General features: G+C 72.5%; 14 protein-coding genes. 9 read left to right on the top strand and 5 right to left on the bottom strand.

Features of this window, described 5'->3' with window-relative positions; all coding sequences use genetic code 11:
* Positions 1-23: 23 nt before the first annotated feature.
* The gene (gene treZ, locus ABZ862_RS01110) at positions 24-1,772 is read left to right on the top strand and encodes a malto-oligosyltrehalose trehalohydrolase (RefSeq protein ID WP_360950165.1); all 1,749 of its coding nucleotides are present in this window, start codon (positions 24-26) and stop codon (positions 1,770-1,772) included.
* A gap of 39 nt (positions 1,773-1,811) precedes the next feature.
* Here treZ and ABZ862_RS01105 read toward each other — a convergent pair whose 3' ends face one another.
* From ABZ862_RS01105 to ABZ862_RS01090, 4 genes are all read right to left on the bottom strand, one after another.
* Positions 1,812-2,795, bottom strand: a complete 984-nt coding sequence (locus ABZ862_RS01105; protein WP_360951361.1) for an aminoglycoside phosphotransferase family protein — start codon at positions 2,793-2,795, stop codon at positions 1,812-1,814.
* 201 nt (positions 2,796-2,996) lie between these two features.
* Positions 2,997-4,124 carry an aminopeptidase P family protein gene (locus ABZ862_RS01100; protein ID WP_360950161.1) on the bottom strand — a complete coding sequence of 376 codons (1,128 nt, stop codon included), beginning with the start codon at positions 4,122-4,124 and terminating at the stop codon, positions 2,997-2,999.
* Positions 4,125-4,383: 259 nt separating this feature from the next.
* Positions 4,384-6,543 carry a germacradienol/geosmin synthase Cyc2 gene (gene cyc2, locus ABZ862_RS01095; protein ID WP_360950155.1) on the bottom strand — a complete coding sequence of 720 codons (2,160 nt, stop codon included), beginning with the start codon at positions 6,541-6,543 and terminating at the stop codon, positions 4,384-4,386.
* Positions 6,544-6,656: 113 nt separating this feature from the next.
* The gene (locus ABZ862_RS01090) at positions 6,657-7,304 is read right to left on the bottom strand and encodes a ScbR family autoregulator-binding transcription factor (RefSeq protein WP_360950151.1); all 648 of its coding nucleotides are present in this window, start codon (positions 7,302-7,304) and stop codon (positions 6,657-6,659) included.
* A 461-nt stretch (positions 7,305-7,765) separates the two neighbouring features.
* Between ABZ862_RS01090 and ABZ862_RS01085 the strand changes: the two genes are divergently transcribed.
* Positions 7,766-8,707, top strand: coding sequence for a lytic polysaccharide monooxygenase (locus tag ABZ862_RS01085; RefSeq protein WP_360950148.1), 942 nt, complete (start codon positions 7,766-7,768; stop codon positions 8,705-8,707).
* A 40-nt stretch (positions 8,708-8,747) separates the two neighbouring features.
* Here ABZ862_RS01085 and ABZ862_RS01080 read toward each other — a convergent pair whose 3' ends face one another.
* Complete coding sequence (locus ABZ862_RS01080) at positions 8,748-9,386, bottom strand: Tat pathway signal sequence domain protein (RefSeq protein ID WP_360950145.1); 639 nt, start codon at positions 9,384-9,386, stop codon at positions 8,748-8,750.
* Between the two features lie 629 nt (positions 9,387-10,015).
* Between ABZ862_RS01080 and ABZ862_RS01075 the strand changes: the two genes are divergently transcribed.
* The 7 genes from ABZ862_RS01075 (at position 10,016) to ABZ862_RS01045 (ending at position 16,981) form a co-directional block, all read left to right on the top strand.
* Positions 10,016-10,726, top strand: a complete 711-nt coding sequence (locus ABZ862_RS01075) for a DUF6230 family protein (protein ID WP_360951358.1) — start codon at positions 10,016-10,018, stop codon at positions 10,724-10,726.
* The gene (locus ABZ862_RS01070; RefSeq protein WP_360950142.1) at positions 10,723-11,235 is read left to right on the top strand and encodes a DUF6114 domain-containing protein; all 513 of its coding nucleotides are present in this window, start codon (positions 10,723-10,725) and stop codon (positions 11,233-11,235) included. Before ABZ862_RS01075 ends, ABZ862_RS01070 begins: the two co-directional genes overlap by 4 nt.
* A gap of 655 nt (positions 11,236-11,890) precedes the next feature.
* Positions 11,891-12,898 (top strand): substrate-binding domain-containing protein, encoded by a 1,008-nt coding sequence (locus ABZ862_RS01065; protein WP_360950139.1) that lies wholly within the window; start codon positions 11,891-11,893, stop codon positions 12,896-12,898.
* A gap of 239 nt (positions 12,899-13,137) precedes the next feature.
* Positions 13,138-15,576, top strand: coding sequence for a nitrate- and nitrite sensing domain-containing protein (locus tag ABZ862_RS01060; RefSeq protein WP_360950136.1), 2,439 nt, complete (start codon positions 13,138-13,140; stop codon positions 15,574-15,576).
* Positions 15,577-15,587: 11 nt separating this feature from the next.
* A complete protein-coding gene (locus tag ABZ862_RS01055) occupies positions 15,588-16,016 on the top strand; it encodes a roadblock/LC7 domain-containing protein (RefSeq protein WP_360950133.1) in 429 nt (142 codons plus the stop codon).
* A 1-nt stretch (position 16,017) separates the two neighbouring features.
* A complete protein-coding gene (locus ABZ862_RS01050; protein ID WP_360950130.1) occupies positions 16,018-16,377 on the top strand; it encodes a DUF742 domain-containing protein in 360 nt (119 codons plus the stop codon).
* Entirely contained in the window at positions 16,364-16,981 is a 618-nt protein-coding gene (locus ABZ862_RS01045; RefSeq protein ID WP_360950127.1) for an ATP/GTP-binding protein, read from the top strand. Before ABZ862_RS01050 ends, ABZ862_RS01045 begins: the two co-directional genes overlap by 14 nt.
* The last annotated feature ends 50 nt before the right edge of the window (positions 16,982-17,031 follow it).

The raw sequence follows: 17,031 nt of genomic DNA, 5'->3' as shown, positions 1-17,031 counted from the left end.
AAGCAGACGAAGGGGAACCGTCCGTGCAGTTCGAGGTGTGGGCACCGCAGGCCGGCCGTGTGACGCTCCATTGCGACGACGTCACGCACGCGATGCGGCATGATCCCGGGCGGCCGGGATGGTGGCGCGGGGAGGCCGGGGCGCACGACGGCACGCACTACGGCTTCGCGGTGGACGACGGCCCCGTGCTGCCCGATCCGCGCTCGCGCCGCCAGCCGGAGGGGCCGGACGGCTGGAGTGCCGTGGTCGACCAGGAGCGGTACGAGTGGCGCACCGCCGACTGGCCCGGGCGCCCGCTGCCGGGCGCGGTGCTGTACGAGCTGCACGTGGGCACGTACACGCCCGAGGGCACCCTGGACGCTGCCGCCGCCCGCCTGGAGCATCTGGTGGAGCTGGGCGTCACGCACGTCGAGCTGATGCCCCTGTGCCCCTTCCCCGGCCGGCACGGCTGGGGGTACGAGGGCGTGTCGCTGTGGGCCGTGCACGAGCCGTACGGCGGCCCCGAGGCGCTGAAGCGCTTCGTCGACCGGGCCCACGAGCTCGGTCTCGGCGTCGTCCTCGACGTGGTCCACAACCATCTCGGCCCGTCCGGGAACTACCTTCCCGCCTTCGGCCCGTACTTCACCGAGACCCATCACACGCCGTGGGGCGCGGCCGTCAACCTGGACGCGCCCGGCTCGGACGAGGTGCGCGCGTACTTCGTCGGCAGCGCGCTCGCCTGGCTGCGCGACTACCGGATCGACGGGCTGCGCCTGGACGCCGTGCACGCGCTGAAGGACACGCGCGCGTGCCATTTCCTCGAGGAGCTCTCCACGGCCGTGGACGCCCTGGCCGAGGGCCTGGGGCGGCCGCTGTTCCTGATCGCCGAGTCGGACCTGAACGACCCCCGGCTGATCACCCCGCGGGCGAAGGGCGGCCTCGGTCTGCACGCCCAGTGGAACGACGACTTCCACCACACCCTGCACACCGTGCTCACCGGCGAGTCGCAGGGTTACTACGCCGACTTCGCGCACGCCTCCCTCGGCGGCCTCGCCAAGACGCTGACCGGCGGTTACTTCCACGACGGCACGTACTCCAGCTTCCGGGGCCGGTGCCACGGGCGCCCGCTGGACCCCACCCGGGTCGCCGCGCACCGGCTGCTCGGCTACAGCCAGACCCACGACCAGGTCGGCAACCGCGCGCAGGGCGACCGCCTCGCCGCGTCGCTGTCGCCCGGCCTGCTGGCCTGCGCGGCGGCCCTGACGCTGACCGCGCCGTTCACGCCGATGCTGTTCATGGGCGAGGAGTGGGCCGCGGGCACGCCGTGGCAGTTCTTCACGGACCACACCGACCCGGAGCTCGCCGAGGCCGTACGGCGCGGCAGGCGGCGCGAGTTCGCCGCACACGGCTGGGCCGAGGAGGACATCCCCGACCCGCAGGAACCGGCGACCCGTGACCGCTCCTGCCTCGACTGGTCGGAACCGGGGCGTGAGCCGCACGCCCGCATGCTGGCCTGGTACCGGCGGCTCATCGCGCTGCGCCACGACCAGCCCGACCTCTTCGACCCCGACCTCACCGACATCAGGGCCGCCTACGACGAGGACGCCCACTGGTTCGCCTTCCGGCGCGGCGACATCCGGGTGGTGCTCAACCTCGGCAAGGAGAGCGCGGCGGTTCCGCTGGGGCCGCGCCGCGCGGAGGTCCTCGCCGCGTGGGAACCGGTCGAGGCACCCGGCCCGGACGGGCTGCTGCGGCTGCCCGGGGAGTCCTGCGTGGTGCTGGCGCAGTCCTGAGGGAGGGGTTCTGGGCTGTCGTCGCGCAGGGTACGGATCTCACAGGTCGCCGTGGTCCCCGGCCCCGTCCCCCCGGAGTTCCGTGACGCGCTCCAGCAGGATCGCCTCCCACGCGTGCCGCAGCCGGGTGCGCAGGACGGCCGGCGGGGTGGGATCGCGGTCCTCCAGGCGGGCGGCGAGGCGGACGACGGCGTCGCAGCGGGCCAGCCACAGGCCGCGCAGGCAGGGCCGGGCGCCGTAGCCGGCCAGGGTGGCGGCCCGGACGGCCGTCGGGGAGCCGACGGCCAGGGCGAGGCCGGCGATGTCCTCCGCGGGGTCGCCGAGGGCCGCGCCGGTCCAGCCGAGCACGCCGCGCACCCGGCCGTCGGCGCTGACCACGAGGTGCCCGCCCGTCAGCCGGTGGTGCACGAGGACCGCGGTGCCGGGCTGGGCCGCGAGCTGGGCCGCGCCGGGCGGGGTGAGCTGGCCCAGCAGGGCCGGCTCGAACTCGTCGGCGGCGCCGAGCTGCCGGGCGGCGTGCACGGCCATCCGGCGCAGTGCCTCCAGGGAGCGCGGCGGGACACGCGGCACGCCGAGCGCCTCGGCCTGCCGCGCGGGCACCTGGCGCAGCCCCGTCAACAGTCCGGCCAGGTCGGCCTCGCCGACGGCGGTGACGTCGAGTTCCTCCGCAGAGCCGCCGGGCACCTTGGTGTCCAGCGTGTACGACAGTCCGGGCGCCCACTCGCCGTGCGCCACGCTGGCCGGGACCGCGACGGCGACGTGCGGGCGGACGAGGTCGCGCACCCGCAGCTCGCGGCGCTGGCGGACGGTGGCGTCGCGGTCGGGCGCGAGGCGCAGCACATGGCGGCCGCCGACCCACCAGGTGGCGCACCCACCGCCCGGGGAGACGGGCCGGACGTCGGGCCCGGCGGCGCCCGTGCCGCCCCTGCCCGTCGTGCCGTCCTTGCCTTCCGTGCCGTCCTTGAGGAGGGAACGGACGAGTCCGCGGACGAGGTCCGCGGTGGGTGTCGGTGCCTGGGTCATGGTCACGCCGTCGTCGTTCGGGTGGGGTCGCTGCGCGGGGGCCGCCGGGGTCCGGCCGGTCCCGTCGGTGCCACGGGTGCCCTGAGTCGTGCGGGTCGTCGGAGTACTCCTTACCGGTGTCGGGGGGATTGATGCTGGTGGGACCGGGAGTGACAGGGCGGGACCGGCGCCGGGGGCCGGCAGGGGTCGCCGGGGCGGGGGTCAGTCCACGATCACCATCTCGCGGGTCGTGCCGTTGAGCCGGCGGCCGCCGTCCTCGGTGACCGTGACGATGTCCTCGATGCGCACGCCGAAGCGGCCGGGCAGATAGACGCCGGGTTCGACGGAGAAGCACATCCCGGGGACCAGGGGCTGCTCCTCGCCCTCGATCATGTACGGCGGCTCGTGCGTGGTGACGCCGATGCCATGGCCGGTGCGGTGGATGAAGTACTCGCCGTACCCGGCGTCCTCGATGACCGCGCGGGCGGCCCGGTCGACCTCCTGGCAGGCCGCACCGGGCCGGACCGCGCGGAAACCGGCCTCCTGGGCCCGGCGCACGAGGTCGTGGACGCGGCGCTCCTCGTCGGTGGGCTCGCCGACGTGGACGGTGCGGGAGGTGTCGGAGCCGTAGCCGTCCCGCAGGCCGCCGAAGTCGAGGACGACCATGTCGCCGTGCTCGATGACGCGGTCGCCGGCCTCGTGGTGCGGATCGGCGCCGTTCGGCCCGGAGGCGACGATGGTGAAGTCGACCTGGGAGTGCCCGAAACGCCGCAGCAGGTCGGCGAGGTAGGCGGCGATCTCGGACTCGCGGCGGCCGGTGAAGCGCACCGTGCGGATCTCCTCGAAGGCGGCGTCGGCGGCGGCGCCCGCCGCGGCGAGCAGCTCGAGTTCCTGTCCGTCCTTCACGGCGCGCAGCATGGGCAGGGCGTCGGTGAAGGAGGCGTAGGAGGTGCCTGGCAGCGCCTTCTGCAGGTTGAGCAGATGCATCGCCCAGGCGTTGTCGCTGACGACGAAGGTGCCGGTGGGGCCGAGGAGCTCCGCGGTGAGGGCGTAGGGGTCCTTGCCGTCGGTCCAGTCGCACAGGGTCAGGGCGGGGGCGCCGGACGCCTTCGCGGCGTCCGGCGCCTCCAGGGCCGGTACCACCAGCACCGGGTCGTGTCCCGGGGTGAGGACCAGCAGGGTGAGGCGCTCGGTGGCGGCGGGGGGCGCGTAGCCGGTGAGCCACACCAGGTCGGGGCCGGGCGCCACGAGCAGCCCCGCGAGCCCCGCGTCGGAGGCCGCGCGCGCGGCCCTCGCCATCCGGACCCGGTAGTCGGCGGCGGTGAACGGCGCGAGGGAGCTGGCGGTCATCGGGACCTCCGTGAACGGGCGAGACGATGCTACGGGCAGCATCCTGCCCGGCCGCGCGAACCGACGCGAGCGGATGGGGCCGCTTCACGCCTGCGGCTTTGTCCGCGGACGGCTGTGCGAGGCCGGCGGGGGCGGACGAGGGGGTGCGGTTCGGTTTTCTCGCCCCCGCCGCCCCTTCCCGTTCCCGGCCCCGGGGGCTCCGCCCCCGGACCCCCGTCGGGCAGGCCCCAGTCGGGCGGGCCGGTCAGGTCAGGTCAGGTCAGGTCAGGAGCAGGGTCGGGGTGCGGGAGGGGAGGAAGCCGTGGGCGCGGCGGGCCAGGTAGGGGGCCTTGTAGCGGTCGACGGACAGGTGCCAGTGGAGGATGCCGGACATCCAGTTCTGCAGGTCGGCGACGTAGTCGCGCAGGACGGCGCGGGCCGCGTCGGAGAGGGCCAGGTCCTCGCACAGGACCGGGAGTTCGTGGGCGGCGACGTGTTCGAACTGGCGCATGCGCTGCGTCATCAGGTCGTGGACGACTCCGAGCGCGGCCGGGTAGCCGACGCCGAAGAAGTTCTGCACCACCAGGACGGCGTTGTGGATCTCGCCCTCGTACTCGATCTCCTTCTGGTAGGAGACCACGTCGTTGATCAGGCAGGCGTAGTCGACGGCGGCGTTCTCCAGGGAGCGGACCGGGCCGCTGCGGTACACCTCGGGCGGTACGGCGGGGCCGTGGCCCATCCGGCACAGGCTCATGGTGAGGTCGGAGCCGAAGGTGGCGCGGCGCATCTCCAGATAGTCGACCGGGTCGGGGATCCGGTGCTGGAGCTGGTTGGACAGCTCCCACACCCAGCTCTCGGTCATGTCGTCCACCGCCTGCCTGAGGGTGCGCCGCTGGTCCTCGGTCATCCCCGCCGTCGTGCGCGACCACAGGTCGATCAGACCGCGTTCCATGGCGTTGCCCGGGACGACGGCGGGGGCCGCCCCGTCCTCGACCGTCATGCAGGACGACAGGCGGGCCGTGGTCAGCCGGGCGGCGGCCAGGTCGCGGCGGTGGCCGTGGACGAGGGGGTAGTAGTCGTCGCCGTAGGTGCCCCAGGCCAGCCACGCGGCACTGAGGTCGAGGGCCTCCGGGGTGGCGTCGGGGTCGATGCCCGCCGAGCAGAGCGCGAGGTCGGCCGCGGCGAGCCGGTCCTCGTCCCAGACGCCTTCCTGGAGCATGCCCATGCGGTGCGTCCAGCCGGCGAGTCCGCGGCGGGCGCCGTCCAGATGGGGGCTGATCCGCACCTGGTACGGCATGTGGAAGTCGGGCAGCAGGGACGGGCCGACCCGCTGGTACGGCTGGTGGGTGTACGCGCGCAGCCGCTCGCCGGCGGCCACGGCCAGCAGTGCGCCGATGTCGGCGGCGGAGGTGCCGGGGCCGGTGGGGAGCTGCCAGGGGCTGGTGGAGCGGGCGCGTTCGTTCATGTAGCGGCTGGAGCGCAGGTGCCATTCGTGGCCGCCGGACTGCCAGTCCTGGAGCCCCTTGGTGTACGCCGCCACCGCCGCCAGTCCGGCGGGGGTGAGGCCCTTCTCCAGTGCGAGCGCCGGGACCTCGGTGAGCGCGGTGTGCTCGAACTGGTGGAGGCGGGAGGTGAGGATGTCGTTGACGGTGTCGGCGGCCTGCTGCGTGGTGCAGCCGAAGAAGGTCTCCAGGACGAGCACGCCGTTGCTCAGCTCGCCCTCCTCCTCGACCTCGCGCTGGTAGGAGAACAGGTCGTTGCGCAGGTGCACGGCGTCGGAGAACGTCTCCATGAGGACCCGCAGCGGCCTGGTGCCGGCGACCTGCGCGGGCACCTCGGCGGTCGCGTACTCCACGAGCCCCGCCGACCACGGGGCGCCGCCCACCTTGCGCCGCATCTCGATGTACTCGACGGGGTTGGCGATCCGCCCCTCGTCGATGTTGGACAGCTCCCACATCGACTCGTTGAGGAGGTGTTCGGTGGCGACGGCGAACCGGCGGCGCCAGCCGTCGGACATCGCGGGGACCGTGCGTGCCCACAGGTCGGCGAGGCCGGCCTCGACCGGGTCGAGCGGCTCGGGCACCGGCGCGGCGGGGTCGAGCGGCATGAACAGCGGGAGCCGGTCGAGGTGGGCCCGGCCCGCGGCGCGGTCCCGGGTGCGTTTGTACTTCTCCAGGAAGTGGTCGTCGAAGAAGAACACCCACACGTACCAGTCGGTGATGAGCGAGAGGGCCGGGCCGTCGCAGTCGGGGTGGGTGTACGCGCACAGGAGCCCGTAGTCGTGCGCGTCGAGGTCGGCCTGCTCCCAGACTCCGGAGCCCTCCAGCATGCCCATCTCGCGGGCCCACGCGGACGAGTGGGTGCGGGCCTCGTCGAGATGCGGGTTGAGCCGCGCGGGATACGGCATGTAGAAGCGCGGGAGTTCGAACGGCTGCGTCATGGCCGGGCCCTACCCGTGGCCGCGCACCGGCATCCGCCGGGCCGCCGCCGATCACCCCTTCGCGTGAACCGGGCGGGAAAGCCGCCTCGGGGACGCCCCGGGCGCACCACCGGTCAGGGGATCCTGATCTCCCGCTCCAGCTGGGTGGCGAGGGTGAGATAGCGGGCGCGGCGCGGCACGGGCACCATGCCGCGGACGACGAGGTGCCACATTTCGGCAAGGCGGCGGGGATGGCGGCCGACGGGTTCGAGGGTGCGGCCGACGACGCGGGTGCCGACGAAGAAACAGACCAGGGAGTGTGCGGCCGCCTCGACGTCTATGTCCGTATGTATGTCCGACTCCTTGGCCGCGGCCACCAGCCGGCGCGAGACGATGTCCAGCCAGTCGGCGTACGGGTGCTGCAACGGCGGCCGCACCTCGACCTCTCCGGCGGCGAGCCGCAGTCCCGCCCGGGGAATGGGGCCCTCCACGGCGAGGCGCGCGTAGGCGAACGTGGTGCGCATCAAGGACTCGAGCGAGGAGTAGCCGCGGCCCTCCATCTCCCGCGCGACCTGCCGGGACAGCCGGGCGTGGAGTCCGAGGATGGCCTGGGCGAGGTCCTCCTTGGCCGCGAAGTGGAAGTAGAGGGCGCCCTTGGTGACCTGGGCGTGCTCGACGATGTCGCTCAGGCTCGTCGATTCATAGCCGTGACGGTCGAACAGGTCTGCGGCGGCCGTGATGATCGTCGCGCGGGTCTGCTCGGCGCGTAACTGCCTCGCCATCGGCTGGACTCCCCCTTGGGACGGAATCGGGAACGGAAAGAACCGGGTGCGCGGTTTGTTTCACGTCACCTTCCGTGCGGGACCACGCACGTTCCGGTGACGACGAGAGGGGTGACGGGAGCGGTCGGCACACGTCCCGCACCCCCGCCTTTCGGCCATGCCGTGCCGTCGTCCGCATGCGCAACGGCCGAACGACACGTGTCAGTGTGGCGTACGTGGCCGCAGGTGCCGCGGCATTCGCGCGTGTTCGCGGTCGCAGCACGCCCTCCCTCGGTGTCACACGGCCATGACGGACGACCGGGCGTCGACCCGGAGATCGCCAGATTACGAGGCGAACGGTTTGTTTTCAATGTGACGGCGGAGCACTCCGGACGGACCGGCCGACGGACTGAACACACCGCGCCGTCCGGCCGTACTGCCCGGTACCGTTCCCGTCCGCGCCCGCCGAGGAGACGTCCCGGATGAGCCGTACCACCGCGCCCCTGAGGCCCGCCGCAGCCGCCGCGGCGGCCGGGGCCCTGCTCGCCCTGTGGGCGGCGGGCCCCGCCCAGGCGCACGGCGCGCCCACGGACCCGGTCAGCCGGACCTTCGCCTGCTCCCCCGACGGCGGCGCGTACACGCGGACGGCGGCCTGCCGGGCGGCGGTCGCGGCGAACGGCGCGCCCTTCACGTTCTTCGACGACGTACGGGTGCCGGACGTCGGCGGCAGGGACCGCCAGGTGATCCCGGACGGAAAGCTGTGCAGCGGCGGGCTCTCCGGCTACAAGGGGCTCGATCTGACGCGTCCGGACTGGCCCGCCACCCGGCTCGCCCCGGGTGCGCGGCTGACGATGACGTACGCCGCGCCGATCCCGCACGCCGGCACGTTCCGGCTGTACCTGACGAAGCCCGGCTACGACCCGGACCGGCCGCTGACCTGGTCCGACCTGCCGTCGCGACCGTTCGCCGAGGTGAAGGACCCGCCGCTGCGGGACGACGCCTACCGCATCGGCGCGACACTGCCGCGGGACCGCACGGGACGGCAGGTGCTGTACACGATCTGGCAGACCAGCAGCACGCCGGACACCTACTACTCGTGTTCCGACGTGGTGTTCCCGGGCGGCGCGGCCAAGTCCTCCGCGTCCCGGCCGGCTTCGGCGGCGTCGGCTTCGGCGTCAGGGGCGGTACCGGCGTCCGCCGCCACGCCGTCACGGCGCGCCTCGGCCACGTCCCCGGCCGACTCCACGGGCGCCACGGCGCAGCCGGGCGGGTCCGCGGGGAAGCAGGCGGCGAGCAGCACCCCGGTGGCCGATGCCACCGGGGTGGGGGCGGGACCGTCGGCCCCGGTCGTGGCGGGCGGCGCCGCCGCGGTGCTGGTGCTCACCGGGGGCGCCGCCCTGTTGCTGCGGCTGCGCAGGCGCTGATCGTCCGACGCCGCGCAGCCGTCGTGCTCCTGATGATGCGTCAGTTCACGGACACCGCGGCGCCGCCGTCGGTGACCGGGGCGTACTTGGCGGTGAAGTAGCCGCTCGCGAAGCACAGCGACGAGCCGGAGACCTTGGTGAACTGCTGGTTGGTGAAGTTGATGCTGCTGTCGGCGTTGCTCGCGGTACCGGTCAGACCCGACGCCTGGTAGACGCAGGTGATCGAGCCGAGCAGGGTGCTCAGCTTGACCGTGGTCTGGATGGCGCCGGCGCTGCCCGGGGAGACGGTGAGGGCACCGCCCGAGGTGACGGAGGCGGTGTACGGCAGGTTGTCGACGGTGACGCTGCTGACGCCGGTCACACCGAGGACGTTGCTGGTGCAGCTGCTGGCGGTGAAGGAGTGGCCGCTGACCGACTCCGTGGCGGTGCCGGGGGCGTCGGGGTTGGAGGTGACACTCGCCGTGAACTGCGACGTGGTGCACTTGACGCCGCTGGTGCCGGTCGCGCTGGAGTACAGGGTGGCGCTGGTCCCGCTGGCCAGGGGTGCGGTGACGACGTCGCCGACCGCCACGGCCCCCGCGCTGGTGGTGAGGACGGGGGTGGCGGCGGAGGCCGGGACGGCGGTGAGGGAGAGCGCGGCGGCGGAACCGGCCAGGGCGAGGAGGATGCGGGTACGCATGCGGGTGCCTCTTTCTCTGATGTGGGGGTGCTGAGGGTGAGTTCGGGCCCCGTGGGGCCGAGGCGGACCCGGCGTCGGCCGTCGCGGTCCGTCACGCCTTCTCCGTACGTGACGGACCGGCGACGGCGTCGGCCGGACACCGGCCGGAGACTCCCGGAGGAGGATCTCCGGCCGGGCCGGGCGCGAGGCGGCCGGGCACGGGCCGATGGGGGAAGCCGACCGTGTCCGACCGCACAGGAACGACGTCGGGGCGAGGAGCGCCCCGACGGCAGGGGGAAAGAAGAACGGGTCCCGGGAACGCGGCCGGTGTGCCGCGCGGCGGATCCGGCGCCACGGATCCTGGGGGAAGCCAGGCAGATTTGTAGACCTGATGTTCCGTCAACGTCAAGACGTCAAAAGCAAGTTGCCAATAACGTCTGCGGGTAACACGCAATCGACACCCGTTTTTCACAACTCCCTTGACCCTTCAATGTAACCCCCGGTAACTTCCTGGAAGGCTACTGCCGCGTAACCCAGAAGGCCCGTGCGACGCCGGGAGTCGTGGGGACGGGTGCACGGCAGCCGCTGTCCGCGCCAGGACAACGCGCCACTGAAGCCCAACCCGCATGACTATGCCCATGGGAGCAGAGATGGCCTCGTCCTCGGACTTCCCGTCCGCCGACAACACCCCCGGTAACCCGGACCCCGAGACCGGTTCCGGAACCGGAGCAGCAGCGTCCGGCACGACCCCCGCGGAACCCCGCAGACACGGACGGGTCCGGGCACGCCGGGCCGCGGTCATGGCGGTGCCGGCCGCGGCGGTCACCGCCGGCCTCGCGATCCTCACCGCCCAGGGGGCCCTCGGCGTCCAGTTCGCGATCTCCGGCATGCCGTTCGTGGTCACCGCCGACCGGCTCGACGGCACCGGCTTCGAACAGTACGGCGGACTCGACAACATGATCGAGAACAGCCCCAACGCGGGCGACACCGGCGGTCAGGAGCTGGTCGTCACCTCGGTGGTGAAGAACGGCACGATCACCAACATGTGCCAGAGCGTCGACCTCGGCGGCATCCAGCTCGTCCTCACCGCGGGCGGCGGGTCCAAGCCGGTCAGCGTGTCGAACCTCGCGATCGACTCGGACGACATCAAGGGCGACGCGTCGTTCAACAACATCGAGATCGGGCGCGACGCCAGCACCTTCGACAAGGCCGGTGTCCAGGGCCCGCGAGGCGTCTACGGCCAGCAGGCCGACGGCGTCGTCATCAACCACCTCTACCAGCACAACTACGCCGCCACCGCTGCCGTGTTCAAGCTGCCCGGGCTGCACATGCGCTTCGGTGGCGACGGTTGCCCGCAATGAGCGGCCCACCGAGCCGCCGCGCCCGCTTCCAGGAGTGGCGGGAGCAGCGGCCGTTCACGGCCGGGGTACTGCTCACCCTGGGCGGCGCCGAGATCCTGGTGACCATGAAGGCGCCGCTCCCGGTGATCCTCCATGTCGGCATGCAGGGTCTGGCGGGCTATCTGCTGCCCGCGCTGATGATCGTGTGCGGACTGCTGCTGCTCTTCAACCCGGCCCAGCGGCTGTTCTACTCCGTGCTCGGCATCCTGCTGTCCCTGGGAACGTGGATGACGTCCAACCTCGGCGGCTTCTTCATCGGTCTGCTCCTCGGGGCGACCGGCAGTTGCATGGCCTTCGGCTGGCTGCCCGACCAGGAGCCGCGGATCAGCCGGCGGCACCGCAGGAAGGCCGCGCGGGAAGCGGCACTGCGGGAGGGCCGGGACGAGCGGGGGACCGGACCGGACAGGGACGCCGGGGACGCCGGGGAGGCGTTCGAGGCGGCGGTGCCCGGGGCCGCGGAGGCGGTCTGACCGCGCCGGGTGACGCACGCACAGCCCGTTGTCCCGTCCGCCCCGCGGACGGGACAACGGGCTTTCACCGCGCCCGTGCACGCGGTCCCGCCCCGACGACCGGCACCCGGAGTTCTCGTGGTCACCGCCCCGGAACGGGACGGGCACACCGGGGCAGGTACACCGGGCGGGTTCGCGGGCGGGCACACCGGGGCAGGACCGGGGGCACACCGCGGGCGCCCGGGGACGACACCGGAGGCAGACGACGGGAGACGGGCCGGAGCCGGACGACCGACGCACAGCCGACGCACGGCGAACGGCAGACCGCGGAGGGACGGACGACGGCGGACGGCCAAGCGCCGGAGGCGGACGGCAGACGGCGGCAGGCGGCCGACAGCAGGCGCCGGAGGCAGACGGACGGTGGCGGACGGAAGGCCCGCCGGGAGGCGGACGGCAGACCCGCCGGGAGGCAGGACGTCGGGCGGCACGGCCTCCCGGCGGCCCGGCGTTCATCACAATGCGGCAGCAACAGTGCACACCAAGTGGCTGGTCACTTGACTACCGACCGCCTCACAGGGTTGGCTCCGGCCCAGGAGAGTCACCCGGGCGGCGTCACCGGCCGGCCCGGGCTTCCGTTTTCCTCTTGCTCGGCCGCACAGTGAGGTGCCCTGTCCTCATGAACAATCCACCACCCGCCCGTTCGAGACGTGCGCGCGGCTCCGCCGTGACCGCGGTAGGCGCCGTCGCCGCCCTGCTGCTGGCCGGCTGCTCGGGTTCCGGCAGCGACTCCGCGGGCTCCACGGCCGGCAAGGCGGGCAACGCCCGGTTCAAGGTCGCCCTGGTCACCCATGGCGCCAAGGGCGACGAGTTCTGGGCGCGGGTGCAGAAGGGCGCGGAGGACGCGGCCGCCAAGGACAACATCGCGCTGACGTACGCGAGTGACGCGGACGCCGGCGGCCAGGCCGAACTGGTCCGGGACGCCGTCAAGGACGGCGTGGACGGCATCGCGCTGACCCTGGCCAAGCCGGAGGCCATGAGGAGTGCCATCAACGACGCCATCACGGCGGGCATCCCGGTCGTCGGCCTCAACTCCGGCATCAACGACTGGAAGTCCGACGGCGCGCTGGAGTACTTCGGGCAGGACGAGAGCGTCGCGGGCCGCGCCGTGGGTGACAAACTCAACGATCTCCGGGCCAAGCACGCGCTGTGCGTGATCCACGAGCGCGGCAACGTCGCGCTGGAGGCGCGCTGTGCCGGCATGAAGAAGTCCTTCGGCGGCCAGACCGACATCCTCTACGTGGACGGCACCGACATGAACGCGGTGACCGACTCGGTGGCCGCGCGGCTGAAGCAGGACCCGACCATCGACGAAGTGGTGATGAACGGCGCGCAGTTCGCGCTCGCCGCGGTGAAGTCGGTGCACAAGTCGGGGGCGAAGTCCGAGGTGGCCACGTTCGACCTGAACAGCGACCTGGTGAAGGCCGTGCAGAACGGTGACGTGCAGTTCGCGGTGGACCAGCAGCCGTATCTCCAGGGTTATCTGGCCGTGGACGCGCTGTGGCTGTACCGGACGAACGGCAATGTCAGCGGCGGCGATTCCGCCCCGGTGCTCACCGGCCCGGCGTTCGTGACCAAGACGAACGTGGAGACGGTCGCGAAGTTCGCCGCGAAGGGCACCCGCTGAGCCGTCGGCCGTGCTCCGCCGGGGGCACCTCACACACCTCCGGCGGGAAAGAATCGCACTCTCACCGTGCGTACGGTCACTTGTACGGATAGCATCCTGCGGACCCCTGTGTTCCACCTGTCCCTGTTCCTCCTCCCCGCTCCTTCGTGCACCTCCCGCGCTCCCTCCACTCCCGGTCCCTCCCACTCCACCGACCGTTCCGACCCCGCCAACTCCCCGCTGCTCGCCCTAGGACGACGATGTCTCCACGGACAGGTCCCCGGCGCCGTCTCGGCTCCATTCGTCTCTCCCTGATCCTCCTGGCGCTGGTGCCGAGCGTCACCCTCGCCGCCATGTGGGGTGTGACGACGACGCAGATGTTCACAGAGGGCCTGAACCTGCGTTCCCAGACGCAGTTGAGCAGGTCCACCGGCGCCATGGGCACCGAGGCCACCCTCGCGCTCCAGAAGGAGCGCAGCCTGTCCGCTCAGTGGCTGACCTCGTCGGACAGCTCACGGGTGCAACTGGACGCCCAGCGCCGCGCGTCGGACAAGGCGGTCGCGAAACTGGTCAGCCAGGCCGACGCCATCAAGCAGGCGCCCGCCCGGGTCAAGGACCGGCTGTACTCGGTCGTCGCCTCCGTGGGCAGCCTGGAGTACTACCGGGGACAGGTGGACTACCCGAGCGACATCACCTCGGCACAGGCCCTGGACCAGTACACCTCGATCATCGACGACCAGATCCACGCCTTCCAGGAGCTGTCCCAGGTCGACGACGGCGACCTCACCTCGCAGGCCGGCCCCCTGGTCGCCCTGGAGCACGCGGCCGAGCTGATCTCCGAGGAGGACGCGCAGCTCACCCTGGCCGGGCAGTCCGGCACGATGGACGAGAAGACGTGGGCGACCTTCACCCAACTGGTGAACACCCGGCGCTGGCTGGTGACGGACCAGATCGAGCCGTCACTGACGGGCAGCACCAAGGCGCAGACGGAGGCCATTCTCCAGAGCGCGTCCTGGAAGGCCCTGGAGGCGGCGGAGGACAAGGTGCTCGCGGCCGGGGCGTCCGGCAGCGGCAAGCAGCGCGTCGTCCTGCCCGATGTGCGCAAGCAGTGGCGGGCCTCGCTCCTGGTGGTCTCCGCCGAGTACTCCCGGCTGATCCGCCAGCAGACCTCGGCCCTGCTCACCCGCAGCGCCGACAAGGCGCACGGGCTGCTGGTGACGGCGGCCTCGCTGAGCGCCGGCGGTCTGGTGGCGCTGCTGGTGAGCGTCATCATGTCGACGCGGATAACCCGATCGCTGTCGCGCCGGCTGAGCGGTCTCAGGGTCGCCACCCTGAGCCTGTCCGAGGAACGGCTGCCCGATGTGGTGGCCCGGCTCGACCGGGGCGAGAAGGTCGACGTGGAGCTCGCCACCCCGCCGCTGGACTACGGCAACGACGAACTCGGCCAGGTGGCGCGGGCGTTCAACACCGCTCAGCGCACGGCGGTGCGCACCGCGGTCGAACTGGCCGACACCAGGCGTGGTTTCCAGAAGGTCATCCTGGGCATCGCCCGGCAGAGCCAGAACCTGGTCAACCTCCAGCTCAGCAAACTGGACGCGCTGGAGCGTACCCACACCGACCCGGAGGTCCTCAAGGGCCTGTACGAACTGGACTCCACGGCGAGCCAGTTGCGCCGCTACGAGGAGAACCTGGTCATCATCAGCGGCGAGCAGCCGCGCCGCAGCTGGATCGAGCCGGTCGCGCTGATCGACATCCTGCGCAGCGCCGTCGGCGAGGTCGCCGAGTACCAGCGGGTGGAGCTGCACGCCGAGGAGGATGTGTCGCTGGCGCCGCCCGCGGTGGCCGACGTCATCCATCTGCTGGCCGAGCTGATCGACAACGCGACGGTGTACTCACCGGCGCCGAGCCCCGTCGGGGTACGGGCCGCGATGGTGGCCAAGGGTCTCGTCATCGAGATCGAGGACCGCGGACTCGGCATGTCCGACGAGGACTTCGCCTCTCTCAACGCCCAGCTGGCGGTGGCCCCGCAGTTCGATGTGGCGGGGCTGGCCGACGACCTGCGTCTCGGCATGTTCGTGGTGTCCCGGCTGGCCGTCCGGCACGGCATCACCGTGACGCTGCGCCCGTCGCCGTTCGGCGGGACGACGGCGATCGTGCTGGTGCCGCACGAGATCGTGGTCCGCGAGGCCCGGGACGGCGCCGCGACGCCCGCCCGGGAGGCCGCGTTCGAGCCGGTCGCCCCGAAGCCCCGGCCCGTCAGGAAGCCGCGCCCCGACGACGCGGCCGCTCCGGCCCCCCGCGCCGACGACGCGGCCGGACCGGTCCCCCGCGCCGGTGCCGGAGCCAGGGCCGGAACCGGAGCCCGTACGGCGTCCCGGCCGTCCTGGAGCAGCGGGCTCACCCCGCTGCCCCGCCGGGTGCCGCAGACCAGTCTCGCCGCGGAACTGCGCGAGGAGCCCGGGAGCCTTGAGGGGAAGGAGGACCGCGACGGGTCGGCCGATCTCACCGACTTCACCGCGGAACGTGCCGCCTCCTCACTGTCCGGCTTCCTGCGTGGCACGCTCCAGGCGCGTGACGAGGACGCGCCGCCGCCGTACGACGGGGATGATGGGGATCTGCCCGCGGCCGGGGAACCGGACCGGCCGGTGTCCGCCGCGGGCCGTCCCGTCAGTCCTACGCCGCCAGCCGACCGTTCATGAAGGACATCACCATGACACGCCCCATCCCTGCCACCCACACCCAGCTCGACCAGCTGCTGACCGGACTCGTGGAACGGGTCGCCGAGGTGAACCACGCCGTCGTGCTCTCCGAGGACGGTCTGGTGGTCAGCAAGTCCACCGGCTTCCTGCGGGACGACGCGGAGCGTCTCGCGGCCACCGCGTCCGGGCTGATGAGCCTCAGCAAGGGTGTGAGCATGGACTTCCGCGGCGGCCCGGTGCGGCAGGCGCTGATCGAGATGGCGCACAGCTATCTGATCCTCACCTCGGCCGGGCCGGGTGCCCATCTGGTGGTGCTCACCAGCCAGGGCGCGGACGTCGGTGTGGTGGCGTACCAGATGAACATGCTGGTGAAGAAGATCGGCGAGCATCTGAGCGCGGCTCCGCGCGCGGGCGCCGCCTTGTCGGACCGCGGCGAGTGAGGTGAGCGGAGGCGACGCGGCAGGCCGGCTGGTACGGCCGTTCACGCTGACGGGCGGCCGGACCCGGCCCTCCCGCGCCGACTTCACCCTCATCACCACGCTGACGGCGGTGGATCCGCCGCCTCCGTGGCCGGTGCGGCCGCAGCCGGAGCACGTCCGGATCCTGAAAATGTGCGCCGAGCCGGTCGCCGTGGCGGAGGTCGCCGCGCTGCTCGACCTGCCGGTGAGTGTGGTCGTGATCATGCTGTGCGATCTGCTGGAGGCGGGCCGGATCACCGCCCGTCCACCGCGTCTCGTGTCGCGTGCCACGCCCGACCTGGAACTGCTGCAGAAAGTGAGGGACGGCCTTGGCCGGCTCTAGCGCCACCGCCCGGCCCGGGACGGCCCCGGACACGGTCAAGATCCTGATCGCCGGGGGGTTCGGCGTCGGCAAGACGACCCTGGTCGGGTCGGTCAGTGAGATCGCTCCGCTGCGCACCGAGGAACCGCTGACCGCGGCGGGTCTGGGCATAGACGATCTCGACGGCATCGAGGGGAAGACGGCCACCACGGTGGCCCTGGACTTCGGCCGGATCAGCATCAGCCGGGAGCTGGTGCTGTATCTGTTCGGCACGCCCGGGCAGCAGCGGTTCTGGTTCATGTGGAACGACCTGGCGATCGGCGCGCTGGGCGCGGTGGTCCTGGTCGACGTACGGCGGCCGGAGACCAGTTTCGCCGCGATCGACTTCTTCGAGCGGCGGGGCATCCCCTTCGTGGTGGGCGTCAACGGCTTCCACGGTGAGCACCCCTACCCGCCGGAGGAGATACGGGAGGCACTGGCGCTGCCGGAGCACGCCAGGGTGCTGCTGTGCGACGCGCGGGACCGGGAGTCGTGCCGGGACGTGCTGATCGCGCTGATCGACCAGCTGATCGCCACCGCCGGCGGGCCCGACGGGCCGGGACGGATCGCTCCGGGCGGGCCCTGAGGGCCGCCCGGTCCGTCGAGTTCCGGCCAAGGGTGCCGATCTTATTGACG

The organism is Streptomyces sp. NPDC047000, from assembly GCF_040644295.1.
GTDB lineage: Bacteria > Actinomycetota > Actinomycetes > Streptomycetales > Streptomycetaceae > Streptomyces.
Note: the sequence above shows the minus strand (reverse complement) of the source record. Positions and strands in the feature narration are given on the sequence as shown.

What these genes read in the sequence shown, in the direction of transcription:
- ABZ862_RS01080 (WP_360950145.1), bottom strand. Translation starts at nt 9,386, where the DNA reads ATGCGTACCCGCATCCTCCTCGCCCTGGCCGGTTCCGCCGCCGCGCTC.
- ABZ862_RS01075 (WP_360951358.1), top strand. Translation starts at nt 10,016, where the DNA reads ATGGCCTCGTCCTCGGACTTCCCGTCCGCCGACAACACCCCCGGTAAC.
- ABZ862_RS01090 (WP_360950151.1), bottom strand. Translation starts at nt 7,304, where the DNA reads ATGGCGAGGCAGTTACGCGCCGAGCAGACCCGCGCGACGATCATCACG.
- ABZ862_RS01105 (WP_360951361.1), bottom strand. Translation starts at nt 2,795, where the DNA reads ATGACCCAGGCACCGACACCCACCGCGGACCTCGTCCGCGGACTCGTC.
- ABZ862_RS01065 (WP_360950139.1), top strand. Translation starts at nt 11,891, where the DNA reads ATGAACAATCCACCACCCGCCCGTTCGAGACGTGCGCGCGGCTCCGCC.
- ABZ862_RS01085 (WP_360950148.1), top strand. Translation starts at nt 7,766, where the DNA reads ATGAGCCGTACCACCGCGCCCCTGAGGCCCGCCGCAGCCGCCGCGGCG.
- ABZ862_RS01070 (WP_360950142.1), top strand. Translation starts at nt 10,723, where the DNA reads ATGAGCGGCCCACCGAGCCGCCGCGCCCGCTTCCAGGAGTGGCGGGAG.
- ABZ862_RS01055 (WP_360950133.1), top strand. Translation starts at nt 15,588, where the DNA reads ATGACACGCCCCATCCCTGCCACCCACACCCAGCTCGACCAGCTGCTG.
- cyc2 (WP_360950155.1), bottom strand. Translation starts at nt 6,543, where the DNA reads ATGACGCAGCCGTTCGAACTCCCGCGCTTCTACATGCCGTATCCCGCG.
- ABZ862_RS01100 (WP_360950161.1), bottom strand. Translation starts at nt 4,124, where the DNA reads ATGACCGCCAGCTCCCTCGCGCCGTTCACCGCCGCCGACTACCGGGTC.
- ABZ862_RS01060 (WP_360950136.1), top strand. Translation starts at nt 13,138, where the DNA reads ATGTCTCCACGGACAGGTCCCCGGCGCCGTCTCGGCTCCATTCGTCTC.